Source organism: Leifsonia sp. 10L418 (genome assembly GCF_056395445.1).
The window spans coordinates 132,438-151,463 of the sequence record NZ_JBFTJN010000007.1; the positions used below are offsets into that span (position 1 = coordinate 132,438).

Here is a 19,026-nt window from a genome sequence, read left to right on the forward strand (position 1 = left end):
CGTGAGCGCAAAGATTTCAGCGGATGGTCTGACTTTTCGCGGAGCAGGCACGAGCGAGGACGCCGACGCATTGGTCGGAACCTACGGTCTTCAGTGCCAGTGGGGCAGGCCGCAGACTGACATCATCGTCCGCTACGCGAATTGGGTGCGCGACGCGGCGGCCTGGGACATCCTGAAAACGCAGCTGCTCGCCGACGGTTATGTCGAAACCGGACCGTTCTCGGTTGAACGCGCGGTGCCAGACTTCGACTCTGCCTATGCCTTCCGTGATGGCGTCATCCACTATGCGAGCCCGTCCAGGTTTATCGGGTCGGTGGCGGCGCTGCAGTAGTCGGCGTCGCTGGGGTCGCGAATGCGTCCGACGTTCACCGCTTCTCACCCTGTTTGCAGGATGCAACTCGCAGAGCGTCACGCTCCAATGATCGAGGGTGGCGTCGTCGCCCCATGAATCACCGACCGATTGGAAGCAAACAATGTCCGATTCGACACTTGACACTCCTGTTCTCGACCTCCTGGCCAGCATGACTGCGGCATCGGTCGAAGCATCAGTACTCGACTCCGAGACCCTCATGCTCGTGCGGGTGGCCGCGTTGGTCGCAGTTGGTGCGCCACCGGTGTCATATGCGCTGAACCTCTCGGCCGGCGGGGAAGTAGGACTCGATTCCGATGACCTGCGCGGCGTTCTCACCGCAATCGCCCCGATTGTCGGCACTGCCCGTATCGCCGAGGCAACGAGCAATATCGTCGAGGCTCTTGCGGCCGAAATCGAGATTGCCGAGCTCGAGGACGATCTCGACGAGGAGTAGCCGGTCCCGGAATCATCCATTTCGGATGAGGCAGGGTTCCTGGCCGCCCCGAAGAATTCAGTCAAACTCGGCGTGCGGTGCACGCCGCAAAGCGGAAGGCAGCAGCACATGAGCTTTTGGGACTACCTCGTCTGGTTTTTCTGGTTCTACATCTTCGTCACCTGCATCTGGATCTTCATCACGGTCATGATCGATGTCTTCCGCGACCGGACCTTGAACGGCTGGGAGAAGGCGCTCTGGGTCATCTTCCTGGTGCTCGTGCCGTACTTGGCTGCCTTGATCTACCTGATCGCGCGCGGCCGGGGCATGGCGGAGCGCCGAGCGGGCGAGATGCGGCAATCGCAGGCGGCGACGGATGACTACATTCGAACGGTTGCGAGCACCTCGAGTCCGACCGCCGAAATTGAGAAGGCCAAGTCGCTGCTCGACTCGGGCGCGATCACCCAAGCCGAGTACGACGCACTCAAGTCCAAAACGCTGGCAAACGCTTGACGCCAGACCAACCTTTGGTCTCGGGCTTCTGCCCGTAGAGTTCGCCGGGTCAGCCCTCCGTATGAACGTTCCCGCCCCGCCCCGCGCGGTGGCGGCTAGAAAACGGAGGCTGCCCCGGTGAACACCGAAAAAGTGGATGCGGCCCGGCGGCAGCTGTGGGAGCACCGAACCGGGACGCCACTTCTGATTGCGTCGGCGTTCTTCTTGTTCGGGTACTCCGTGTTGGTGCTTGTGCCCGACCTGGCGCAAGCATGGCAGGTCGCGCTGACCGTCATCCTCGGTCTGATCTGGGTGGCGTACATCGTTGACCTGATTGTGCGGGTGTCTCTGACTCCGCGACGCTCCCGGACGCGGTTCCTCCGAACGCATAGTGCGGAGGTTGCATCCGCCGTGGTACCCATATTTCGTCCGTTTCAATTGCTGACGTTGCTGCCACGCCTCCGCTGGTTCCGGGGGAACAGCGGCGGTTCGGTGCGCTCCCGTCTGGTCGTGGCCGCGCTCGCATTCGCGACGCTCTTCATCTACGTGATCGCTCTGGCGGTGCTCGCGGTCGAACGCGATGCTCCAGATGCGACGATCGTGAGTTTCGGAGACTCGATCTGGTGGGCCTGTGTGACAGTAGCCACGGTTGGTTACGGCGACTATACGCCCGTCACCGTTACGGGTCGATTGCTGGCGGTGGTGTTGATGGCGGGCGGTATCGCGATCATCGGCACGGCCAGCGCGACGATCGTCTCCGTTCTGAACGAACGCATCACGCATGTGCGCCAAAGTCATGCTGAAGGCGACGATTCATCTCCCGACGTTTGAGAGGCGAAGCATCTCCGACGTTCGACAAGCGAGTCGGAACCATATGTAGCGGTGTCGGGGCAAGGTCATTTCACGAAATGTGATGTCGGAATATGGTCGGGGATGTGCCGCCACGACACAAGGAGGAACCGACATGAGCTCAGTAGTGGTCCAATCATTTATCACCCTCGACGGCGTCGTCCAAGCACCCGGTGGTCCGGAAGAAGACACGGAAGATGGCTTCGCTTACGGCGGGTGGCAGGACAGGGATGCCGGCGGCGGCATCGTCGCAGAATGGGAGAGCAAGACCGAAGCGTTGCTGCTCGGGCGCAAGACCTATGAGATCTTCGCCGGAGCGTGGGGCGTGTGGGACGAGAACGCCGAGGGCTTCGAGGGTGAGCTGACTCGGCTGTATAACCGCATCCCCAAGTACGTTGCATCGCGCACGCTGACCGAGCTCGGCTGGAAGAACTCACATCTCCTCGGCGCAGATGTGCCGGCCGCAGTTGCGAAGCTGCGCGAACAGCCAGGTGGCGAAATTCGCATCTGGGGGAGCAGCCAACTGATCAAGTCGCTGGCCGAACACAACCAGATCGACGAGTACCGTCTCGTCGTCTACCCGCTTGTGCTCGGCACGGGCAAGAAACTGTTCTCCGACGGGTTTCCGTTTACACGGTTTTCCTTGGCTGAGAGTCTCGCTCTGCCCTCTGGTGTGGTGATCAATACCTATCGGCCTACTGGATCGGGCACACCAGGGCAGTAGGCTGCAAGAACTTCACACAGTTTCTCGAAGATCGACGGATGACGACTGGAGGGTGTGCTCATGGTTCATGCAGACATAGCTCGCGCCCTCGCCGAAGAGGAGAGACGAATTCGAGCCGTTCGCTTGAGCACTCTCCGAATTGTGCTTGGCGTCATCCTCGTGGTGGGGGCCTGGCTCCTGCTGCCGTTCGGCATCTCTCAACTCACGACGGGCGCCGTTGGCGCGCTGCCGGTGCTCGAAGTAGTCGGCGGTGTTGCGCTCCTGGCCGGAGGCGTCGTCATCGTCGTCAGAGAGGTTCGGGCTCGGCGCAGGGCCGAACGTCTGCACGCATCCGTCGTAGAAATCGGCAAGGCGAACCCGCTATTTGATGAAGACCGGCGGCCGCTTCCGACGGGTGGAACTCCCATCGCTTGGATCGGGAACGTGCCCGGCAGCTGAACGGTTCTGATTCGCCTGAGGACTGTGAGCCGCGACCTCTCGGTGACGCCGCATCCGCGACTTAGACTCCCCTCATGGGAGTCGACGGACGCCGGAGCAGGCTTGGCCAAGCCGCCGCTGCCTTCACGAGCAATGCGCGCAACCCCAACCTTCGCCGCGCCCAGCTGAGCTTTCTCGGCGCCTGGACCGCCGAGTGGGCCTTCACCGTTGCGCTCGGAATCGTCGCCTACCGCGACGGCGGAGCGACCGCGCTCGGGCTGGTGGGACTGCTTCGGATGGTGCCGTCCGCGATCCTCGCCCCGCTGCTGTCTCCGATCGCCGACCGCGGGCGCCGAGAGAGGGTGCTCATCCTGGTGTCCACGATTCGCGGAGTCGCGACCGCCGGTGCCGCCGTGGTCGCTGCGGTGGCAGGTCCGCCGATGGTCATCTACGCGCTTGCCGTGCTGTCGACGATCGCGGCCACCCTCTACCGCCCGGCGCACTCTGCGCTGTTGCCATCGCTCTGCCGCACCGGGTACGAGCTCGCCAGCGCCAATGTCGTGCGGGGGCTGCTCGACTCCGCAGCCACCCTCGTGGGTCCGCTGCTGGCAGCGGTGCTGCTCCAATTCACCGGCGTCGATGTCGTCTTCGCGGTCGCGGCCGCGTCGTCATTCTGGGCTGCCGCCCTTCTCCTGCGGCTGYGGTACGACGCCCCACCGCGACCTCCGGCGCCGCGGCGCCCCAATCTGGTTCGGGAGGCAGCTGAGGGGATTAGGGCAGTTGCGCAGAATCGTGACCTGGCGCTCATCCTGGGTCTCGCTGCGGCCCAGGCCCTCACCCGGGGCGCGCTCACCGTGCTCTCGGTTGTGGTGGCGATCGAGCTGCTCGGAACCGGCGAGCCCGGCGTGGGTGCACTGATGGCCGCCGTCGGGGTGGGCGCGGTTCTGGGGTCGCTCGCGGCTTCGCTTCTCGTCGGAACCGGACGACTGGGCGCGTGGTTCGCCATCGGGGTCGGCCTGTGGGGATTGCCGATCGCCCTTGTCGGGCTGGTGCCACAGCAGTCCGCGGCTCTCGTCCTGTTGGCCTTAGTCGGGGTCGGCAATGCCCTGATCGATGTCGCCGGGTTCACCCTGATCGGTCGGATGGCCCCCGATGAGGTGCTGGCCCGCGTCTTCGGCGTGCTGGAGGGTCTGGTCACCGTGTTCATCGGGATCGGGGCCATCGTCGCGTCGTTGATGATCGACTGGTTCGGTGTGCAGACCGCGCTCGTGACGATCGGACTGGTGTGCCCGGCGCTGGCGGCGGCTGCCTGGCGACGATTGCGATCTCTCGACCGGTCCGTGGACATCCTGGACCTGGATACCGGACTGCTGCAGCGGGTGCCGATGTTCCGCCCTCTGCCGCTGCCCGCTGTCGAGCGGCTGGCCCGGGGTCTGGAACCGGTCAGCGTGGCCACGGGTCACGTGGTGTTCGCACAGGGTGATATCGGCGACCGGTACTACCTGATCGAGTCGGGGGAGGCGGATGTGGTGGGCAACGGTCGGGTCATCGCAACACTCGGACCAGGGGAGGGCTTCGGTGAGATCGCGCTGCTTCGCCGCACCCGCCGAACGGCCACCGTGGTGGCCAGAAGCGACCTGCGGCTGCGGGCGCTGGAATCGGACCGGTTCCTCCCCGTCGTGCTCGGTTACACGCCGAGCGCTCAGCAGGCGTCAACGGCCGTCGACGTGCTGTTGGATCGCTTTGACCCGAAGAATCCGTTCGAGGAACCGCCGCCGGAAGCGCCGAAACCATAGGAGTCGTCGCTGTCGTGGTCGTCAAGGCCTCGCTGGTTGAGTAACCCCGGCTTTGGGTAGATCCTTGGGGCATGAATTCCGGGCGCGCAGTGCTGCTGATCGCAGACATCGGTGGGTACACCGACTACATGAGCAGTCACCGCATGAGTCTCGCTCACGCCGAAGTCAACACCGCACGGATGCTCGACAAGATGATCGACGCCGCTCCCGGCTACGATCTCATCGAAATCGAAGGTGACGCGGCCTTTCTCTCACGTCAGGCCGACACGAGCGATCCCGACACCACCGTCACGCAGATTCTCCAGGTTGCCGTCGCCATGCATCGGGCATTCCATCTTGAGCGGCAGAATGTCGCGACAAACCTCTGCCCGTGCGCGGGGTGCAAGGAAGCCGACAACTTGAAACTGAAGTTCGTGGCACATATCGGGGATGTGGCGACCCAGACCATCCGGCAACGGCAGAAGCTCGTCGGGATCGACGTCATCCTCGTGCACCGGCTTCTGAAGAACCCGGTGAACATACCGGAGTACGTGCTGCTTTCTGAGGAGCTTTACAGCACCGGCGAGACGCTGGTGCCCGATACCGTGCAGGAGATCTCGCACGAGCTCGAGGGGATCGGAACCGTGCGCGCGTACTTTGTCGACGTCGAAGATCTCGACGACCCGCTCCCGCCGTTGCCTGGGCCGTCGTGGCGTGGACGCCTCGGGCGAACGTTCGCGGCGGCGGGTCTGGGCTTGCCGTACATGGTCGGGTTACGGCGTTCTCGGCGTGGGACGTCGGCGCGGTAGCTCGGGGCTGTTCGTGGCCGGAGCTTCGGTCCGGCACGCGCTTCGATTCCTGCCGAACCGCGATCGCGGCGACCATCCGTCCGGTGGTCGAGCTTGTCGAGACCCGGTGGGCCGGTCTCGAGACCTGGCTCCAGAAGCCCAATCGGCTCGATCAGCGCGTGCCGTTTGATCGGTTGGTGTCTGAACGCTCCTCCACAGGTGGGGTGGTCGAGAAGTTGCTCACGGATCTGCGGTACCCGGGTTTCAGCTCTCCCCCTATTTCTAGTCTGGGAGTATGCAAAATCTCACCGATCAGCCTCTGCCTGATCAACTCCGGGAGGCCGCCTCGGCGGTCGCCCGGATCGGTGACGGTGCGGCCGGCTATGCGGCGCTCAGTGATGTGGACTTGCTGGAGTCGCAGACGCAGCTTGGCCTGATCCGGCGGTCGTTTGAGACGCATGCGGCGTGGGCGGCCGGGGAGATCGCCCGCCGCTCCTCCCGGGAACTCGGGTTTTCGGGGTTGGCGCAACGGAACGGGTTCCTCTCCCCGGTGGAGTTGATTCAGTCGGCGACCGGCGGCACTCGCGCCGAGGCGGTGAAACTGGTCGCGGTCGGCACGATGCTCACCCAGACCGAGGCCGCCGAGGAGCTGCAGCACCAGCTGCGACAGGCCGACCCGGACTCCCTGACCGACGAGCAGCGGGCCGCACTGGCCGGTCTGGCCGCCCCCTGGTTGGCCGTCGTCGCCGGGGCGGTCCACGCCGGGACCCTGTCCGTGGATGCGGCGGAGGCGATCCGGAAGGGCCTCGGCGACATCGACCCGGGCGTGCCCGCCGACAAGCTCGCCGCCGCCGCGGAGTTCCTCCTCGGCGAGGCCGGGACGCTGAACGCCGACCAGTTGCTGCGCCGGGCGCGGCGGCTCCGCGACCAGTTGGATGCGGAGGGGATCGCCCGGCGGGAGAAGACCCAGCGGGATGCCCGCAGTTTCCGGATCTGGCGGCAAGCCGACGGCATGTACCGAGTGTCGGCGTTGCTGCCGCCGGAGGACGGCCGCCTCGTCGAGTTGATCGTCGACGGGGCGACGTCGCCGCGCCGCGGTGGACCCCGCTTTGTCGACCCGCGCACCCAGGCCCGCGCCGACGCCCTCCGCGACGACGAACGCAGCATCGAGCAGATCGCCGCGGACACGATCCTGGCGCTGTTGCAGATCGCGGCCGAGGCCGACCCGAACACGGTGTTCTTCGCCCGCCGGCCGGCCGTCCGAGTGCTCGTCACCGAACACGACCTCGCTCACACGATCCCGGGCCCGGCCTTCCGGAACCGGGTCGGTCAGACGCCCGCCGGTCAGACGTCCGTCGGACCCGCGGCCGGCCATTCTTCAACCGGGTCTGCACTGACCGGAGCAGCCGCGGTCGGATCGGGCCTGACCGGTTCACCGACCGGATCGCCACCGACTGGATCCTCAGCCGGGCCGACCCCCACCTGCACCGACCCTCCCGGCAGTGACCTCGTTCGAATCGGGCACGGGCAGATCGAGGGGCACCCCGACCCGGTGTCGATGGAAACCGTGAACCGGCTGCTCTGCTCCGGGCTCACCGGGGTCGAGTTCGACGACGACGGGCAGTGCATCAACGTCGGCCGCGACCAACGCCTCTTCACCGCACGGCAACGCGTCGGGCTCGCCGCCCGTGACGGCGGCTGCCGGTGGCCCGGCTGCGACAAACCCGCCTCCTGGACCGAAGCGCACCACATCGACCACTGGAAAGCCGAACACGGCAAAACCGATCTCGCCGACGGCATCTTGCTCTGCAAAGCCCACCACCTGCTGCTCCACAACAACGGCTGGCACGTCCGGCGCACCGGAGCCGACTACTGGCTCATCCCACCGGCCACCCTCGACGCCGACCAGACCCCCATCCCGATGCCGAGCAAAAGCCCGCTCATGCTGGAGCTGTTCCCATCGAAACAACCCGCGGCGCCGCCCCGACGGCAACCCGCGGAACAGCCTACGCACCAGCCCGCTCAGCACCCTGTGGCGCACTCCGCGCAGCAGGCGGCGCCGCCACCCGCCCGACGGGCCGGTTGACCGGTGGTCGAGCCTGCCGAGCGATGTACTGAGCTTGTCGAAGTGACCTCCGCCGGACGCCCCATACAACGCACCCACCGCCCACGGCTCGGCGCACCCGGTCTCGACAAGCTCGACCACCGGAACGGGTCTGACCGCGTCGGACGTCCCCCTCTCGTTGGTCGAGGAGGCCGCCCGCGGCCGTCTCGAGCGATGTACTGAGCTTGTCGAAGTGACCTCCGCCGGACGACCCCCAAACGCGCCCCACGTTCAGAGATCGGCTCGCTTGGTTTCGAGACGCGGCCTCCTCCGTCGGCTGCTCCTCAACCACCGAAATGGTCGAGAATCACTCACCCGGTCTCGACAAGCTCGACCACCGGAACGGGTCTGGCCGCGGCGGACGTCACCCTCTCGCTGGTCGAGGAGGCCACCCGCGGCCGTCTCGAGCGATGTACTGAACTTGTCGAAGTGGCCTCCGCCGGACCGCCCTCAGACGCGCCCCACGTTCAGAGGTCGGCTCGCTTGGTTTCGAGACGCGGCCTCCTCCGTCGGCTGCTCCTCAACCACCGAAATGGTCATAGTCCACGTCGTTGCGACCTCCTCAACCAACAACACGGTCGCCATCCATGCAGTGACTCGACTAGCTCGACCATCGGGATCCCGCGACACACTCCGGAGACACCTCGACCGTTTGTAACCGCACCACCAGCTGTCTAGATGGCAACCTGATTCGCCCCAGAACAGGGTCGGCAACGTGATGAGATCAGCGAGTGCGCCGGTGAAGCACGAGTGTGGCTGCAGCTTGCGCCACTGACAGGGCGCGTGTGAGGGATATGCTACTGAATCTGGACCTGTCATCACTGCTGACTGACAGCCCGGCCAAACTTGCTTCACCCCGAGTAGCTGGCAAACACCAGAGCTCGGAAACCTACATCGTTGCCGTGCAGCCGCAGAAAGAGTGAGTCATGACCCAGAGTTTGATTTCCGAGCACACCGCCCAGGCGATCAGCCCCATCGATGGGGCGCTCATCGCCGAGGTCCCGATGGCCACCGTGAGCGATGTCGAGGCCGCCGTCGTCATCGCCCGCAACGCGTTCGAGAAATGGTCCAGCCAGACCCCAGTTGAGCGCGCGAACGTGCTGCGGGCCTGCGCGACGCAGATGCGCGCCGTCGCCGGCGAGGTGGCCCAGGCATTGACGCTCGAAAGCGGCAAGCCGCTGATGGAAGCCGAGTTCGAGGTCGCGGCCGCGGCGGATGTCTTCGACTACTACGCGAGCTTGGCGCGCACCCGGGGCGGCCGGCTCGCACCCCAGGCGACCCCAACCTCGACGAGCCTGGTGATCAAGGAACCGCTCGGCGTCGTCGGAGCGATCCTGCCCTGGAACTACCCGCTACTGCTCTGGTCGTGGAAGGCCGCCCCGGCTCTTGCCGCGGGAAACACCATCATCGCCAAGCCGTCCCCGGAGACGATGCTGTCACTGCCGCTCCTGGTCGCCTCACTGGATCTGCCGGAGGGCGTGCACCAGATTCTGCAGGGCGGCGCCGACATCGGCGAGGCCCTCGTGCGCAGCCGCGGCATCGACAAGATCGCGTTCACCGGCAGCTCCGCGGTGGGCAAGAAGATCCTGGCGCTCTGCGCCCAGGATGCGAAGCGTTGCTCGGTCGAGATGTCGGGCCATGACGCGATGATCGTCTGGGACGACGTCGATCTCGACCTCGCGGTCGAGGCCGCGCTGTTTGCGAAGTTCGCCAACAACGGCCAGGTCTGCACCGCGGCCGAGCGCTTCTTCGTGCGCGACACCATCGTCGACGAATTCACCGCGAAGCTGGCCGTTCGAATGAGCGCTCTCCTCGTCGGCGACCCGCTTGCCCCCGGCACGGATGTCGGGCCGCTGGCGAGTTTCGCGCACCAGGCGCGTCTGGTCGACTACTGCCGTCGCGCCCGTGAGGCCGGCGCTGAGTTTCTTCTCGGCGGGGAACCGATCGACGGAGTGGGCGCGTACTTCCAGCCCACGCTCATCCGTGGCCTGAACCACGAGCAGATCAACGAGCTCGGCGAGATCTTCGGGCCGGTCGCGCCGATCGTGCCGATCGCGACGTTCGAGGAAGGCATCGCGTATGCCAACGACAACCGCTTCGGCCTGAGCTGCAACGTTCTGGTCGGCGACCTCGGCCTGGCGATGAAGGCCGCCTGGGAGCTGAAGGTCGGAACGGTCTGGATCAACAACCCGCTGCCCGATAACTATGCAGCACCCTTCGGCGGTTTCCGTGAGGCCGGCCTCGGCCGCGAACTCGGCGAAGAAGGATTCGACGCCTACACCGAGGCCAAGCACGTGTGGATCGAGCATGGGCTGACGAGCCAGCCGCACTGGTACTCCGAGCGCCGCCTCTAAGACCACCTGGAAGACCACATCCGAGTCAACGGAGACACGATAACCATGGCTGCAACCGCACCCGCAACCTATTTTCACGGCGGCACGATCTGGTCGGGGACGAACCAGGCCGAGCACACGTCAGTGCTCGTCGAAGACGGCGTGATCACCGCATTCGATGCGGCCGCTGCCGAACGGGCCGATCAGATTGACGCCGCGCGGGTGCACCTCGACGGCGGATTTCTGATGCCCGGTTTCAACGAAGGCCACTCGCATCCGATCGATGGAGGTCTGGAGCAGCGCGGTCCCCAAATCGTGGGTCTCGAGAGCGTCGAGGCCATCGTCGGCGAAGTGCGACGTTATGCCGACGCGCATCCCGAGGACGAGTGGATTCTGGGGGCGTCGTACAACGGTTCGCTCGTCGACGGCGGCCTCTTCGACGCTCGCTGGCTGGATGCCGCGGTGTCGGATCGGCCGGTCGTGCTCTACGCCTGGGACTACCACACGCTCTGGTGCAACTCTGAAGCCCTCCGCCGGGCCGGCATCACCCGGGACACCCCTGAACCGGTGCTCGGCGAGATCCCACGGCGCGCCGATGGCGAACCGCTCGGCACGCTCCGCGAGGTGGGCGCCCTAGACCTGATGCTGAAGGTCAGTCCGGGACATCCGCTCGAAGAACGGATACGGGCTCTTGGCCGGGCCATCGACATGTTCACGTCGTTGGGCATCACCTATGTGCACGACTCCCTGGTGCCGCTCGGCGACGTCGACGTGTACCTTGAGGCGGCCCGACGCGGGATGCTGCGCGTGCGGATGAATCTGGCTTTCCTCGCTGACCCCCGAGAGTTTCCCACGGGACTTCCGGCGCTTGTTGCGGCCCGCGAGCGTGTGCGTGCCCTGAACCATCCGCTTCTCACCGCGAACACGATCAAGTTCTACGCAGACGGCGTGATTGAGAACGAGACCGGCTCCCTGCTGGAGCCGTACTGCACCGGTCACCACCGGGGTATGCGAGTGTGGCAGCCGCAGCACCTTGCCGAAGCGGTGACCGCGGTTCAGGCGGAAGGCTTCCAGCCGTATGTTCACGCGATCGGTGACGACGCCGTGCGCACCGCACTTGATGCGATGCAGGCCGCCAAGAACGTGCTCGGCGAGCTCGGCACGCGCCCGGTGGTCACCCACGTTCAGCTGGCCGAAGACAGCGATCTCGCCCGTTTCGCCGAGCTTGGCGTCATCGCGAACATGCAGCCGCTGTGGGCGCAGCAAGACTCGCTCATGACGGTGCTCACCGTTCCTCGTCTCGGGCGGGAACGCTCCGATCGGCAGTACCGCCTGCGCACGCTCGCCGATTCCGGGGCGAGGGTCGCCTTCGGCTCCGACTGGCCGTGCTCCTCCGCGGACCCGCGGGAAGGGATCGCGATCGCGGCAACCCGCACGACCGTCGACGGCGACCCCGTCGGTGGCTGGATGCCCGAGGAGATCCTTCCCCTCGAGTCGGCGATGGACCTCTACACCCGGGGGACCGCGTACCAAGCCTTCGCCGACACGACCGAGCACCCCTGGGGCACCCTTGAGGTGGGCAATAGCGCGGACTTCGCCGTGCTGTCCCGCGACCCTCGGTTCGAGGCGCCCGCCCTCTTTCCGACGAACACGATTCGGGCGACGTACCTCCTGGGTCGGGCGACGTACGTCGAGAAATCGGAAGGCTATCAAAGCGGCAAGGTGCCAAGCGGATTCGTGGCGGAATAGGTCCTGTTCCACCCCCGTTTGGGAGCCGTTTATGACGGAGAACCCTCAGTAAAAGCGCAGATGACACCTGAAAAGGGGAGCGCCCCGGCCGATCGATTTCAATAGGCTAAGTGCCATGACCCTCAAACCCTTCCGCCGCGCCCTAGCGCTGGCGCTTTCACTCACGCTTGCCGCCGGGGTGGCCCTCGTCGCCGCACCAGCGGCGCAGGCCGCCCTCCCGAACGACGCGACGCTCAGCGGCCTCACGGTCTCGGCGGGCACATTTGACGCTCCCTTTGACTCGAATTCGGACGTCGTCTCTCAGATTACTGTTCCCAACAGTGTGTCTTCGTTCGCGTTCACACCGACAGCGAATGATTCGGCCGCGACCATCACGACGTGGAACGGATGGAATTCCGCCTCGACCCTGAGCGGAACAGCCACCACGCCCGCCTTTGTGCGGGTCGGACTGAACATCATGACAGCGGGGGTCACCGCACAGGATGGGTCCACAAAGCAGTACACCTTGCATGTCACAAGGCAGGCGCCGCCGCCGCCCGTCTACGACCTCAACCTCAACGGTCTGACCGTTTCCGAAGGAACGCTCAGCCCCGCGTTTAGCAGCGCGACCACGTTGTACGCCGTCGACGTGCCGTACACGACGACCAGCATCACCGTCACTCCCGGGTCAAGCACGGGCAACACTGTCGTCGTGACCAACGGTGGCCAAGAGGTCGGGGACGTGATTCGCCTCGGAATCGGCAACAACTCGGCGCTCGTCACCGTGACCGCCCCAGACAGCACCTCGAAGCAATACAACGTCATCATCACGCGCGGTCCCGCACCCACCGCTGATGTTGACCTCGCCGGCATCCAGTTGTCGAACGGCACACTCAGTCCGGCCTTCGATCCCGCAACCCTGCGTTACACCGCAACCGTGCCGTATGCCAACAGAACGGTTCAGATCACGCTGACGGCGTCGACACCCGGCAACACGCTGACGATCAACAATGTGCCGGTCGTTGAGGGCGAGCCCGCGACCGTACGCCTCAACTTCAACTCCAGCAACGGAATCGGAATCACCGTCACTGCAGCAAACGGCGTGACGAAGACATACATTGTTGAAATCACGCGCGACCAGCCGTCGCAGAACGCCGACTTGACCGGCCTCTCGCTCTCAAACGCCACCCTGTCGCCGGCATTCTCGAATGCCGAGACCGTCTATACCGCGACCGTCCCGTATCTCACGACATCGACGGTGGTCACGTCGACCACGGCGGATGCGACGGCCATCCTTCGCGTCAACGGTCACGACACGGTGTCCGGAGCAGCCTCCGCACCGGTTGCCCTCGTGGTTGGCACCAACATCATCACGGTCACCGCGACCGCCGAAGACGGCGTCTCGACGACAACTCGCGCTCTCACCGTCACCCGTGAGGCACCCGATCTTGACCTGAGCACACTCACCGTCACCGGTGGCACGCTGTCGCCGGCGTTCGACGCCGACACCACCGCGTACACGCTTGCACTGCCGTACGCGGTCTCCTCGGTCGACGTCGCGGCATCCGCCGTTGAGTCGGACTGGACGCTCGAGATTGACGGCACCGAGACCGAGGAATCGACGGTTGCAGTTCCCGTCGGGTCAAGCACAATCACGGTCACGGTGACCGCGGCTCATGGCGAGTCGCGTCAGTACACGGTCGCCGTTGCGCGACAGGCTGCGTCGACCGACGCCGACCTGAGCGGCATCACGCTCTCGGACGGCACCCTTGCGCCTGCCTTCTTGGCAACAACCACGGGCTACACGGCCACGGTGGACTACCTCACCGAGCAGATCACGGTCGGAGCCTCGGTCGCGGATGAGACGGCCGATCTGACGATCAACGGACAGGCGGTGGCCTCCGCGGTCATTCCGCTCGCTGTCGGGGAGAACTCGATCACTGTCGTGGCAACGGCAGAAGACGGGACAACGACGAAGACCACAACGCTCCTCGTCACCCGTGAGGCCCCCGATCTCGACCTGAGCGCTCTCACCGTCACCGGTGGCACGCTGTCGCCGGCGTTCGACGCGGACACCACCGCGTACACGCTCGCGCTGCCGTACGCGGTCTCCTCTGTCGACGTCGCGGCATCCGCCGTTGAGTCGGACTGGACTCTCGAGATTGAGGGCACCGAGACGGGCACCAAGTCGGTTGCAGCTCCCGTCGGGCCGAGCACGATCACGGTCACGGTGACTGCGGCTCATGGCGAGTCGCGTCAGTACACGGTCGCCGTCATGCGACACGCTGCGTCGACCGATGCCGACCTGAGCGGCATCACGCTCTCGGACGGCACCCTCTCGCCCGCGTTCTCCGCATCCACTACAGGCTACACAGCCACGGTCGACTACCTCACGGAGCAGATCACGGTCGGCGCCTCGGTCGCGGATGCGACGGCCAGCCTGACGATCAATGGGAAGATCGCGACATCCGTGACATCAGCTATCGTTCCGCTCGTTGTCGGGGAGAACTCGATCACCCTCGTGACGACGGCACAGGACGGGTCGACGAAGACGACAACGATCGTCGTGACGCGCCAGACGGCACCGACCCCTGCCATCGTCATCGATCTCGGATTCAAGGCGGGTGACGCCGCAGCAAACGCACCGTTCGAAGTAATCGCCAGCAACCTCCTTCCGGGTAGCACAGCAACCATCACGATGCACTCGACTCCGATCGTTTTGGCGACCGGCACGGTGCTGGCTGACGGCACGATTGTATTGAAGGGTCACATCCCCGCGAATGCAGAGGCGGGCGCTCACCGCCTCGTGTTCGCAGGCATCGCTCTGGACGGTACTGCCGCGACCTCGACATCCTGGTTCACCGTGCTGCGCAATGGCACCATCGGCGCCGTCTCGCTCACCGAGCCCGTCGCCTATGTTGACCCGCAGCCTGCTCCCGCCACCCCGGTGGCGCCGCAGACTGTTCCCGCCACCAAGGTCAGTTCGACAGCTCTCGCTTCGACCGGCGCTGACAGCGGTTTCGGAGCGGCGACCGGCGCGAGTCTCGCGATCCTTGGCGCTCTGCTGCTCATGCTTGGCGGAGTCATCCGCCGACGCCGTAGCGCAGCCTAGGCCGTAGTGTCATCAAGGCGCCCCACCCTCGCGGGTGGGGCGCCTTCGCGTTGCACGCGTGTACAAAATCGCCTCCATTTACGTTTTGACGCGCTCGCAGCGCAACGACCGGCCAGTATTAACGCATGACGATCTCGGCCGAAGGCACGGAGCCGCGGAACCCGCACCGCACGGAGTCGGCTGCCGACGTGCTGCTCGGCTATGTGCACGAGCACGTGGGAAAGCTCAAACTGCAGGATCCGCGGGTGCGCGAGGGCGAGCCGGACGCGGTGCACCAGATGCGTGTCGCGTGCCGACGTCTGCGTTCCACCCTGACCACCTACCGCTCCCTTCTGGACCCCACGGCGGTGCAGCAACTCCGGGCCGACTTGCGGTGGCTTGCCGGAGTATTAGGCTCCGCCCGGGACATCCAGGTCATTCGGGAACGACTCACGGTTCAGCTCGCCGCTGAACGACCAGAAGTCATCGTCGGACCAATCAGGCAGCGGATCACCGATCAGCTTGATGTCGATTTTCAGGAGGCCCGACGCGAGGGCGTGGCCGCGCTCGACTCCGTGCGCTACGTTCGCCTCGTTGACGCGCTTGACGCCTTCCTGATCGCGCCGCCGCTGGTCCACTCTGCGGGGAGGCCGGCCCGCCAGATTGTGCCAGGGCTGATCCGGGGGGAATTGAACGAACTGAGGATGCTCGTCCGCGCCGCTGAGGCGGCGCCAGCGGGCAGCCACGTGCGTGATTTGGCCCTCCACGAGGTGCGCAAGCGCGCAAAACGTCTCCGGTATGCAGCGGAGTCGGCCTTGCCGGTGTACAGGGAAACGGCTCGCCGGTTGGCAAACTCAGCCCAGGAACTGCAATCCATTCTCGGCGACCACCAGGACAGCATCGTCGCACGAGACCTTCTGCTGCGCATGGCAGCGACGGCCCAGCTGCGAGGAGAGAGCAGCTTCAGCTACGGACGTCTGCACGCCCTGGAAGCAACCCGGGCGGCGGCATCCGAGACGGATTTCCGGCTCGCCTGGGCACAGTTCGCGAAGCACAAATTCAGGCTGTAACTGCCGCCGCACCGCGCGCTACCGGCGCCGAGCCCGCAGCACGACCTTGCCCAGTTCACCGAGCAGCAACAGCAGCACCGCCGGTGCGAGGCAGATCGCCCACTGCCAGCCGGTGAGCGGGAGGGTGCCGAAGACATCCCGCAACACGTCGAGTTGGGTGATGAGCATCGCCCCGACGAAGGCCCAGGCGAAGGCCCAGAGGAGCTTGGGGTTCGAGAAAGTCGAGGGCCCGAAGGCGCTTTCTTCAGGGAACCGCAGGTTGAGCGCCACGCTGATGTTCATCAGGCTGAGACCCACCAGTGCCATGGTCTGGCCGACCTCGAGCGAGTCGTATGAGACCTTGCCGATCTGCACGAGCACCAGTGTCGCGGCAGCCATGAACAGTCCGGCAATGAACAGACGCACCATCATCGACCGCACGATGATCGGCTGGTTGAACGGCCGGGGCTTGCGATCCATGATGCCCGGCGTCGCAAGGTCGAGGCCCATCACCGCGCCGATCGGCGCGACAACGGCCATGTGAATCCAGAGCACCTGGGCCGGGCTGAGCAGGGCCGTGCCGGCGATCGCGAACGCCGACGATCCGAGAAAAGCGAGAATGAACATGAACAGGTTGGCGATCTGGATACGCAAGAACTTCTGCAGGTTGTCGTAGACGAGCCGGCCCTGCTCGACCGCACTGATGATCGTCGCGAAGTTGTCGTCGGCGAGGATCATCTTCGCCGCGCCCTTGGCGACATCCGTGCCCGTGATGCCCATGGCGATCCCGATGTCTGCGGCGCCGATGGCGGGCGCGTCGTTCACTCCGTCGCCCGTCATCGCGACGATGTTGCCCTTGCGCTTGAGCACCTCGACGAGTCTGACCTTGTGCTCGGGGGCGACGCGGGCGATCACGCCGATCTCATCCACCTGGCGGTCCGCCTCCGCGTCGGTCATCTCCGCGAATTCGGCGCCGGTCACCGCGCGGCCCTCGATGCCGAGCTCCGCGGCGATCGCCGCAGCCGTGACCGCATGGTCGCCGGTGATCATCCGCACACGGATGCCGGCCCGCTTCGCCTCGGCGATGGCGGCCACGGCCTCGGCGCGCGGGGGATCGACCTCGCCGATCAACGCGGACATCTCCAGGTTCTGCATCAGCGCCATCAGATCACCGGCTGGATCGAACGTCGCCGGGTCGAATTCGCGCTGAGCGAGGCCGAGCACCCGCATGCCCTGACTGGCGATGCGCTCATTCTCGGTGAGCACCTGCGTGCGCATCTCCACGGTGAGTAGCGCGGTGTTGCCCCCCGGCAGTCGAGCGGAGGCCGAGCGGCCCAGCAGCACGTCGGGCGCACCCTTCACATACGCACGGATGACGGGCCGGCCGTCGGCGCCCGGCATCCGGTGGAAGGTAGCCATGAACTTGTAGTCGGAGTCGAACGGCACCGACGCCACCCGGGGGTTGTTCCGGCGGAACTCGCGCACGTCAACGCCGCCCTTCTGCGCGAGCACGTAGAGGGCGCCCTCAGTGGGATCGCCGACGACCGCTCCGTTCTGGATGTCGGAGTCGTTGCAGAGCGCGCACGAGAACATCACGTAGTCGAGGTCACGTTCGGGGTCGCCGGCCGTGCGCTGCACCTGGCCGTCGAAACTGTAGCCCTCACCGCTCACGGTATAGCGGTGCTGCACGGTCGAGATCTCGCGCACCGTCATCTGATTCAGAGTGAGCGTGCCCGTCTTGTCGGAGTTGATCGCAGAGGTGGAGCCGAGCGTTTCGACGGCCGGCAAGACCTTCATGATGGCGTTCTTCTTGGCCATGTTGAGTGAGCCGACCGACAAGATCGTGGTCACGACGGCCGGCAGGGCGTCGGGGATCGAGCCGACGGCCAGTGCCACGCCGATGCCGAACAGCACCGTGAACGATTCGCCCTGGATGAGACCCATCACCACGATCGCGATGAACGCGAAGCCCGCGGCGAGCAGGATGAAGATCGTCAATCGGTCCACCTGCTTGGTGAGCGGAGTCTTCTCCACCTTCTGCTCGGCCAACAGGGTGGCGATGCGGCCGACCTCCGACCCCATCCCCGTGGTGGTGACGAGGATCTCGCCGTGGCCCCGAGTCACGTTGGTGTTCATGAACGCCATGTTGAGCCGATCGCCGAGCGCAACGTCGGGCCGGTCGATGGTGTCGGTGTACTTCTCAACCGCCACGCTCTCGCCGGTCAATGCACCCTCTTCGATCTGGAGGGTGGCCGCCAAGATAATTCGGCCGTCGGCGGGAACCCGATCGCCGGCATCCACCACCACGATGTCGCCGGGCACAATGTCTTCGGCCGAGATCTCGGCGATCTCACCGTTGCGGCGCACCTTGGCGACCGACTTCATCATTTTTCCCAAGGATGCCGCAGCCGCTTCGGCCTTGCCCTCCTGGTGATAGCCCAGCCACGCGTTGAACAGCGTCAGCACGAAGAGCCCGATCGCGGTGCCGTATTCCTGAATCAGCAGACTGACCAGCGCGGCGACCACGAGCACGATCTGCATGTAGTCGCGGTAGTGCTTGAGAAATCGTTTCCAGGTCGGCTCCGTCTTCGCGGCGGCCAACACGTTCGGGCCGTACTGCTGCAACCGCTGTTGGGTATCAGCCGCGGTCAACCCGCGGGCGGGATCGACCTGCAGTTGGCTGGCCACCTGTTCAGTGGAGAGCGAGAACCAGGTGTCGGGAGCGGCCGAAGCCGGCCCCGCAGTCGCGCCGACTCGGTCGCTCATGACGTCCTCCTCTTCGCGGGACGCCGCTCAGACTGGGATTGAGATGCGCCGTGGCGCACCGTCGTCCCGCGCTGGGAATCGGTGTTCGGGGCCCGTCACCCTAGTGTTGCCAGGGCGTGCTGCGC

Annotated in this window: 14 protein-coding genes; 13 read left to right on the forward strand and 1 reads right to left on the reverse strand. The window is 65.5% G+C overall.

Annotated elements, in window-relative coordinates; translation table 11 throughout:
- The first annotated feature begins 1 nt into the window (after position 1).
- From AC1DCF_RS14820 to AC1DCF_RS14880, 13 genes are all read left to right on the forward strand, one after another.
- Positions 2-331: a hypothetical protein gene (locus tag AC1DCF_RS14820; RefSeq protein ID WP_477211701.1), complete on the forward strand. Its 330-nt coding sequence runs from the start codon at positions 2-4 to the stop codon at positions 329-331.
- Between the two features lie 142 nt (positions 332-473).
- Complete coding sequence (locus AC1DCF_RS14825; RefSeq protein ID WP_441789194.1) at positions 474-806, forward strand: carboxymuconolactone decarboxylase; 333 nt, start codon at positions 474-476, stop codon at positions 804-806.
- A 108-nt stretch (positions 807-914) separates the two neighbouring features.
- On the forward strand, positions 915-1,298 hold the full coding sequence (locus AC1DCF_RS14830; protein ID WP_441789193.1) for an SHOCT domain-containing protein: 384 nt from the start codon (positions 915-917) through the stop codon (positions 1,296-1,298).
- Positions 1,299-1,415: 117 nt separating this feature from the next.
- A complete protein-coding gene (locus AC1DCF_RS14835) occupies positions 1,416-2,108 on the forward strand; it encodes a potassium channel family protein (RefSeq protein WP_477211702.1) in 693 nt (230 codons plus the stop codon).
- A 133-nt stretch (positions 2,109-2,241) separates the two neighbouring features.
- Positions 2,242-2,850 carry a dihydrofolate reductase family protein gene (locus tag AC1DCF_RS14840; protein WP_477211703.1) on the forward strand — a complete coding sequence of 203 codons (609 nt, stop codon included), beginning with the start codon at positions 2,242-2,244 and terminating at the stop codon, positions 2,848-2,850.
- 123 nt (positions 2,851-2,973) lie between these two features.
- Positions 2,974-3,288, forward strand: coding sequence for a hypothetical protein (locus AC1DCF_RS14845; RefSeq protein ID WP_477211704.1), 315 nt, complete (start codon positions 2,974-2,976; stop codon positions 3,286-3,288).
- Positions 3,289-3,362: 74 nt separating this feature from the next.
- Positions 3,363-5,063 (forward strand): MFS transporter, encoded by a 1,701-nt coding sequence (locus tag AC1DCF_RS14850; RefSeq protein WP_477211705.1) that lies wholly within the window; start codon positions 3,363-3,365, stop codon positions 5,061-5,063.
- A 71-nt stretch (positions 5,064-5,134) separates the two neighbouring features.
- A complete protein-coding gene (locus tag AC1DCF_RS14855) occupies positions 5,135-5,851 on the forward strand; it encodes a DUF2652 domain-containing protein (protein WP_477211706.1) in 717 nt (238 codons plus the stop codon).
- Positions 5,852-6,125: 274 nt separating this feature from the next.
- Complete coding sequence (locus AC1DCF_RS14860; protein ID WP_477211707.1) at positions 6,126-7,916, forward strand: HNH endonuclease signature motif containing protein; 1,791 nt, start codon at positions 6,126-6,128, stop codon at positions 7,914-7,916.
- A 944-nt stretch (positions 7,917-8,860) separates the two neighbouring features.
- Positions 8,861-10,288: an aldehyde dehydrogenase family protein gene (locus AC1DCF_RS14865; RefSeq protein ID WP_477211708.1), complete on the forward strand. Its 1,428-nt coding sequence runs from the start codon at positions 8,861-8,863 to the stop codon at positions 10,286-10,288.
- Positions 10,289-10,333: 45 nt separating this feature from the next.
- Complete coding sequence (locus tag AC1DCF_RS14870) at positions 10,334-12,016, forward strand: amidohydrolase (protein WP_477211709.1); 1,683 nt, start codon at positions 10,334-10,336, stop codon at positions 12,014-12,016.
- Positions 12,017-12,131: 115 nt separating this feature from the next.
- Positions 12,132-15,107: a beta strand repeat-containing protein gene (locus AC1DCF_RS14875; RefSeq protein ID WP_477211710.1), complete on the forward strand. Its 2,976-nt coding sequence runs from the start codon at positions 12,132-12,134 to the stop codon at positions 15,105-15,107.
- Between the two features lie 125 nt (positions 15,108-15,232).
- Entirely contained in the window at positions 15,233-16,156 is a 924-nt protein-coding gene (locus AC1DCF_RS14880; protein WP_477211711.1) for a CHAD domain-containing protein, read from the forward strand.
- Between the two features lie 18 nt (positions 16,157-16,174).
- On the opposite strand, the gene AC1DCF_RS14885 is transcribed toward AC1DCF_RS14880, so the two are convergent.
- Positions 16,175-18,901 (reverse strand): cation-translocating P-type ATPase, encoded by a 2,727-nt coding sequence (locus tag AC1DCF_RS14885; protein WP_477211712.1) that lies wholly within the window; start codon positions 18,899-18,901, stop codon positions 16,175-16,177.
- Between the last annotated feature and the right edge of the window lie 125 nt (positions 18,902-19,026).

What these genes read in the sequence shown, in the direction of transcription:
- AC1DCF_RS14825 (WP_441789194.1), top strand. Translation starts at nt 474, where the DNA reads ATGTCCGATTCGACACTTGACACTCCTGTTCTCGACCTCCTGGCCAGC.
- AC1DCF_RS14830 (WP_441789193.1), top strand. Translation starts at nt 915, where the DNA reads ATGAGCTTTTGGGACTACCTCGTCTGGTTTTTCTGGTTCTACATCTTC.
- AC1DCF_RS14840 (WP_477211703.1), top strand. Translation starts at nt 2,242, where the DNA reads ATGAGCTCAGTAGTGGTCCAATCATTTATCACCCTCGACGGCGTCGTC.
- AC1DCF_RS14855 (WP_477211706.1), top strand. Translation starts at nt 5,135, where the DNA reads ATGAATTCCGGGCGCGCAGTGCTGCTGATCGCAGACATCGGTGGGTAC.
- AC1DCF_RS14860 (WP_477211707.1), top strand. Translation starts at nt 6,126, where the DNA reads ATGCAAAATCTCACCGATCAGCCTCTGCCTGATCAACTCCGGGAGGCC.
- AC1DCF_RS14865 (WP_477211708.1), top strand. Translation starts at nt 8,861, where the DNA reads ATGACCCAGAGTTTGATTTCCGAGCACACCGCCCAGGCGATCAGCCCC.
- AC1DCF_RS14870 (WP_477211709.1), top strand. Translation starts at nt 10,334, where the DNA reads ATGGCTGCAACCGCACCCGCAACCTATTTTCACGGCGGCACGATCTGG.
- AC1DCF_RS14875 (WP_477211710.1), top strand. Translation starts at nt 12,132, where the DNA reads ATGACCCTCAAACCCTTCCGCCGCGCCCTAGCGCTGGCGCTTTCACTC.
- AC1DCF_RS14880 (WP_477211711.1), top strand. Translation starts at nt 15,233, where the DNA reads ATGACGATCTCGGCCGAAGGCACGGAGCCGCGGAACCCGCACCGCACG.
- AC1DCF_RS14885 (WP_477211712.1), bottom strand. Translation starts at nt 18,901, where the DNA reads ATGAGCGACCGAGTCGGCGCGACTGCGGGGCCGGCTTCGGCCGCTCCC.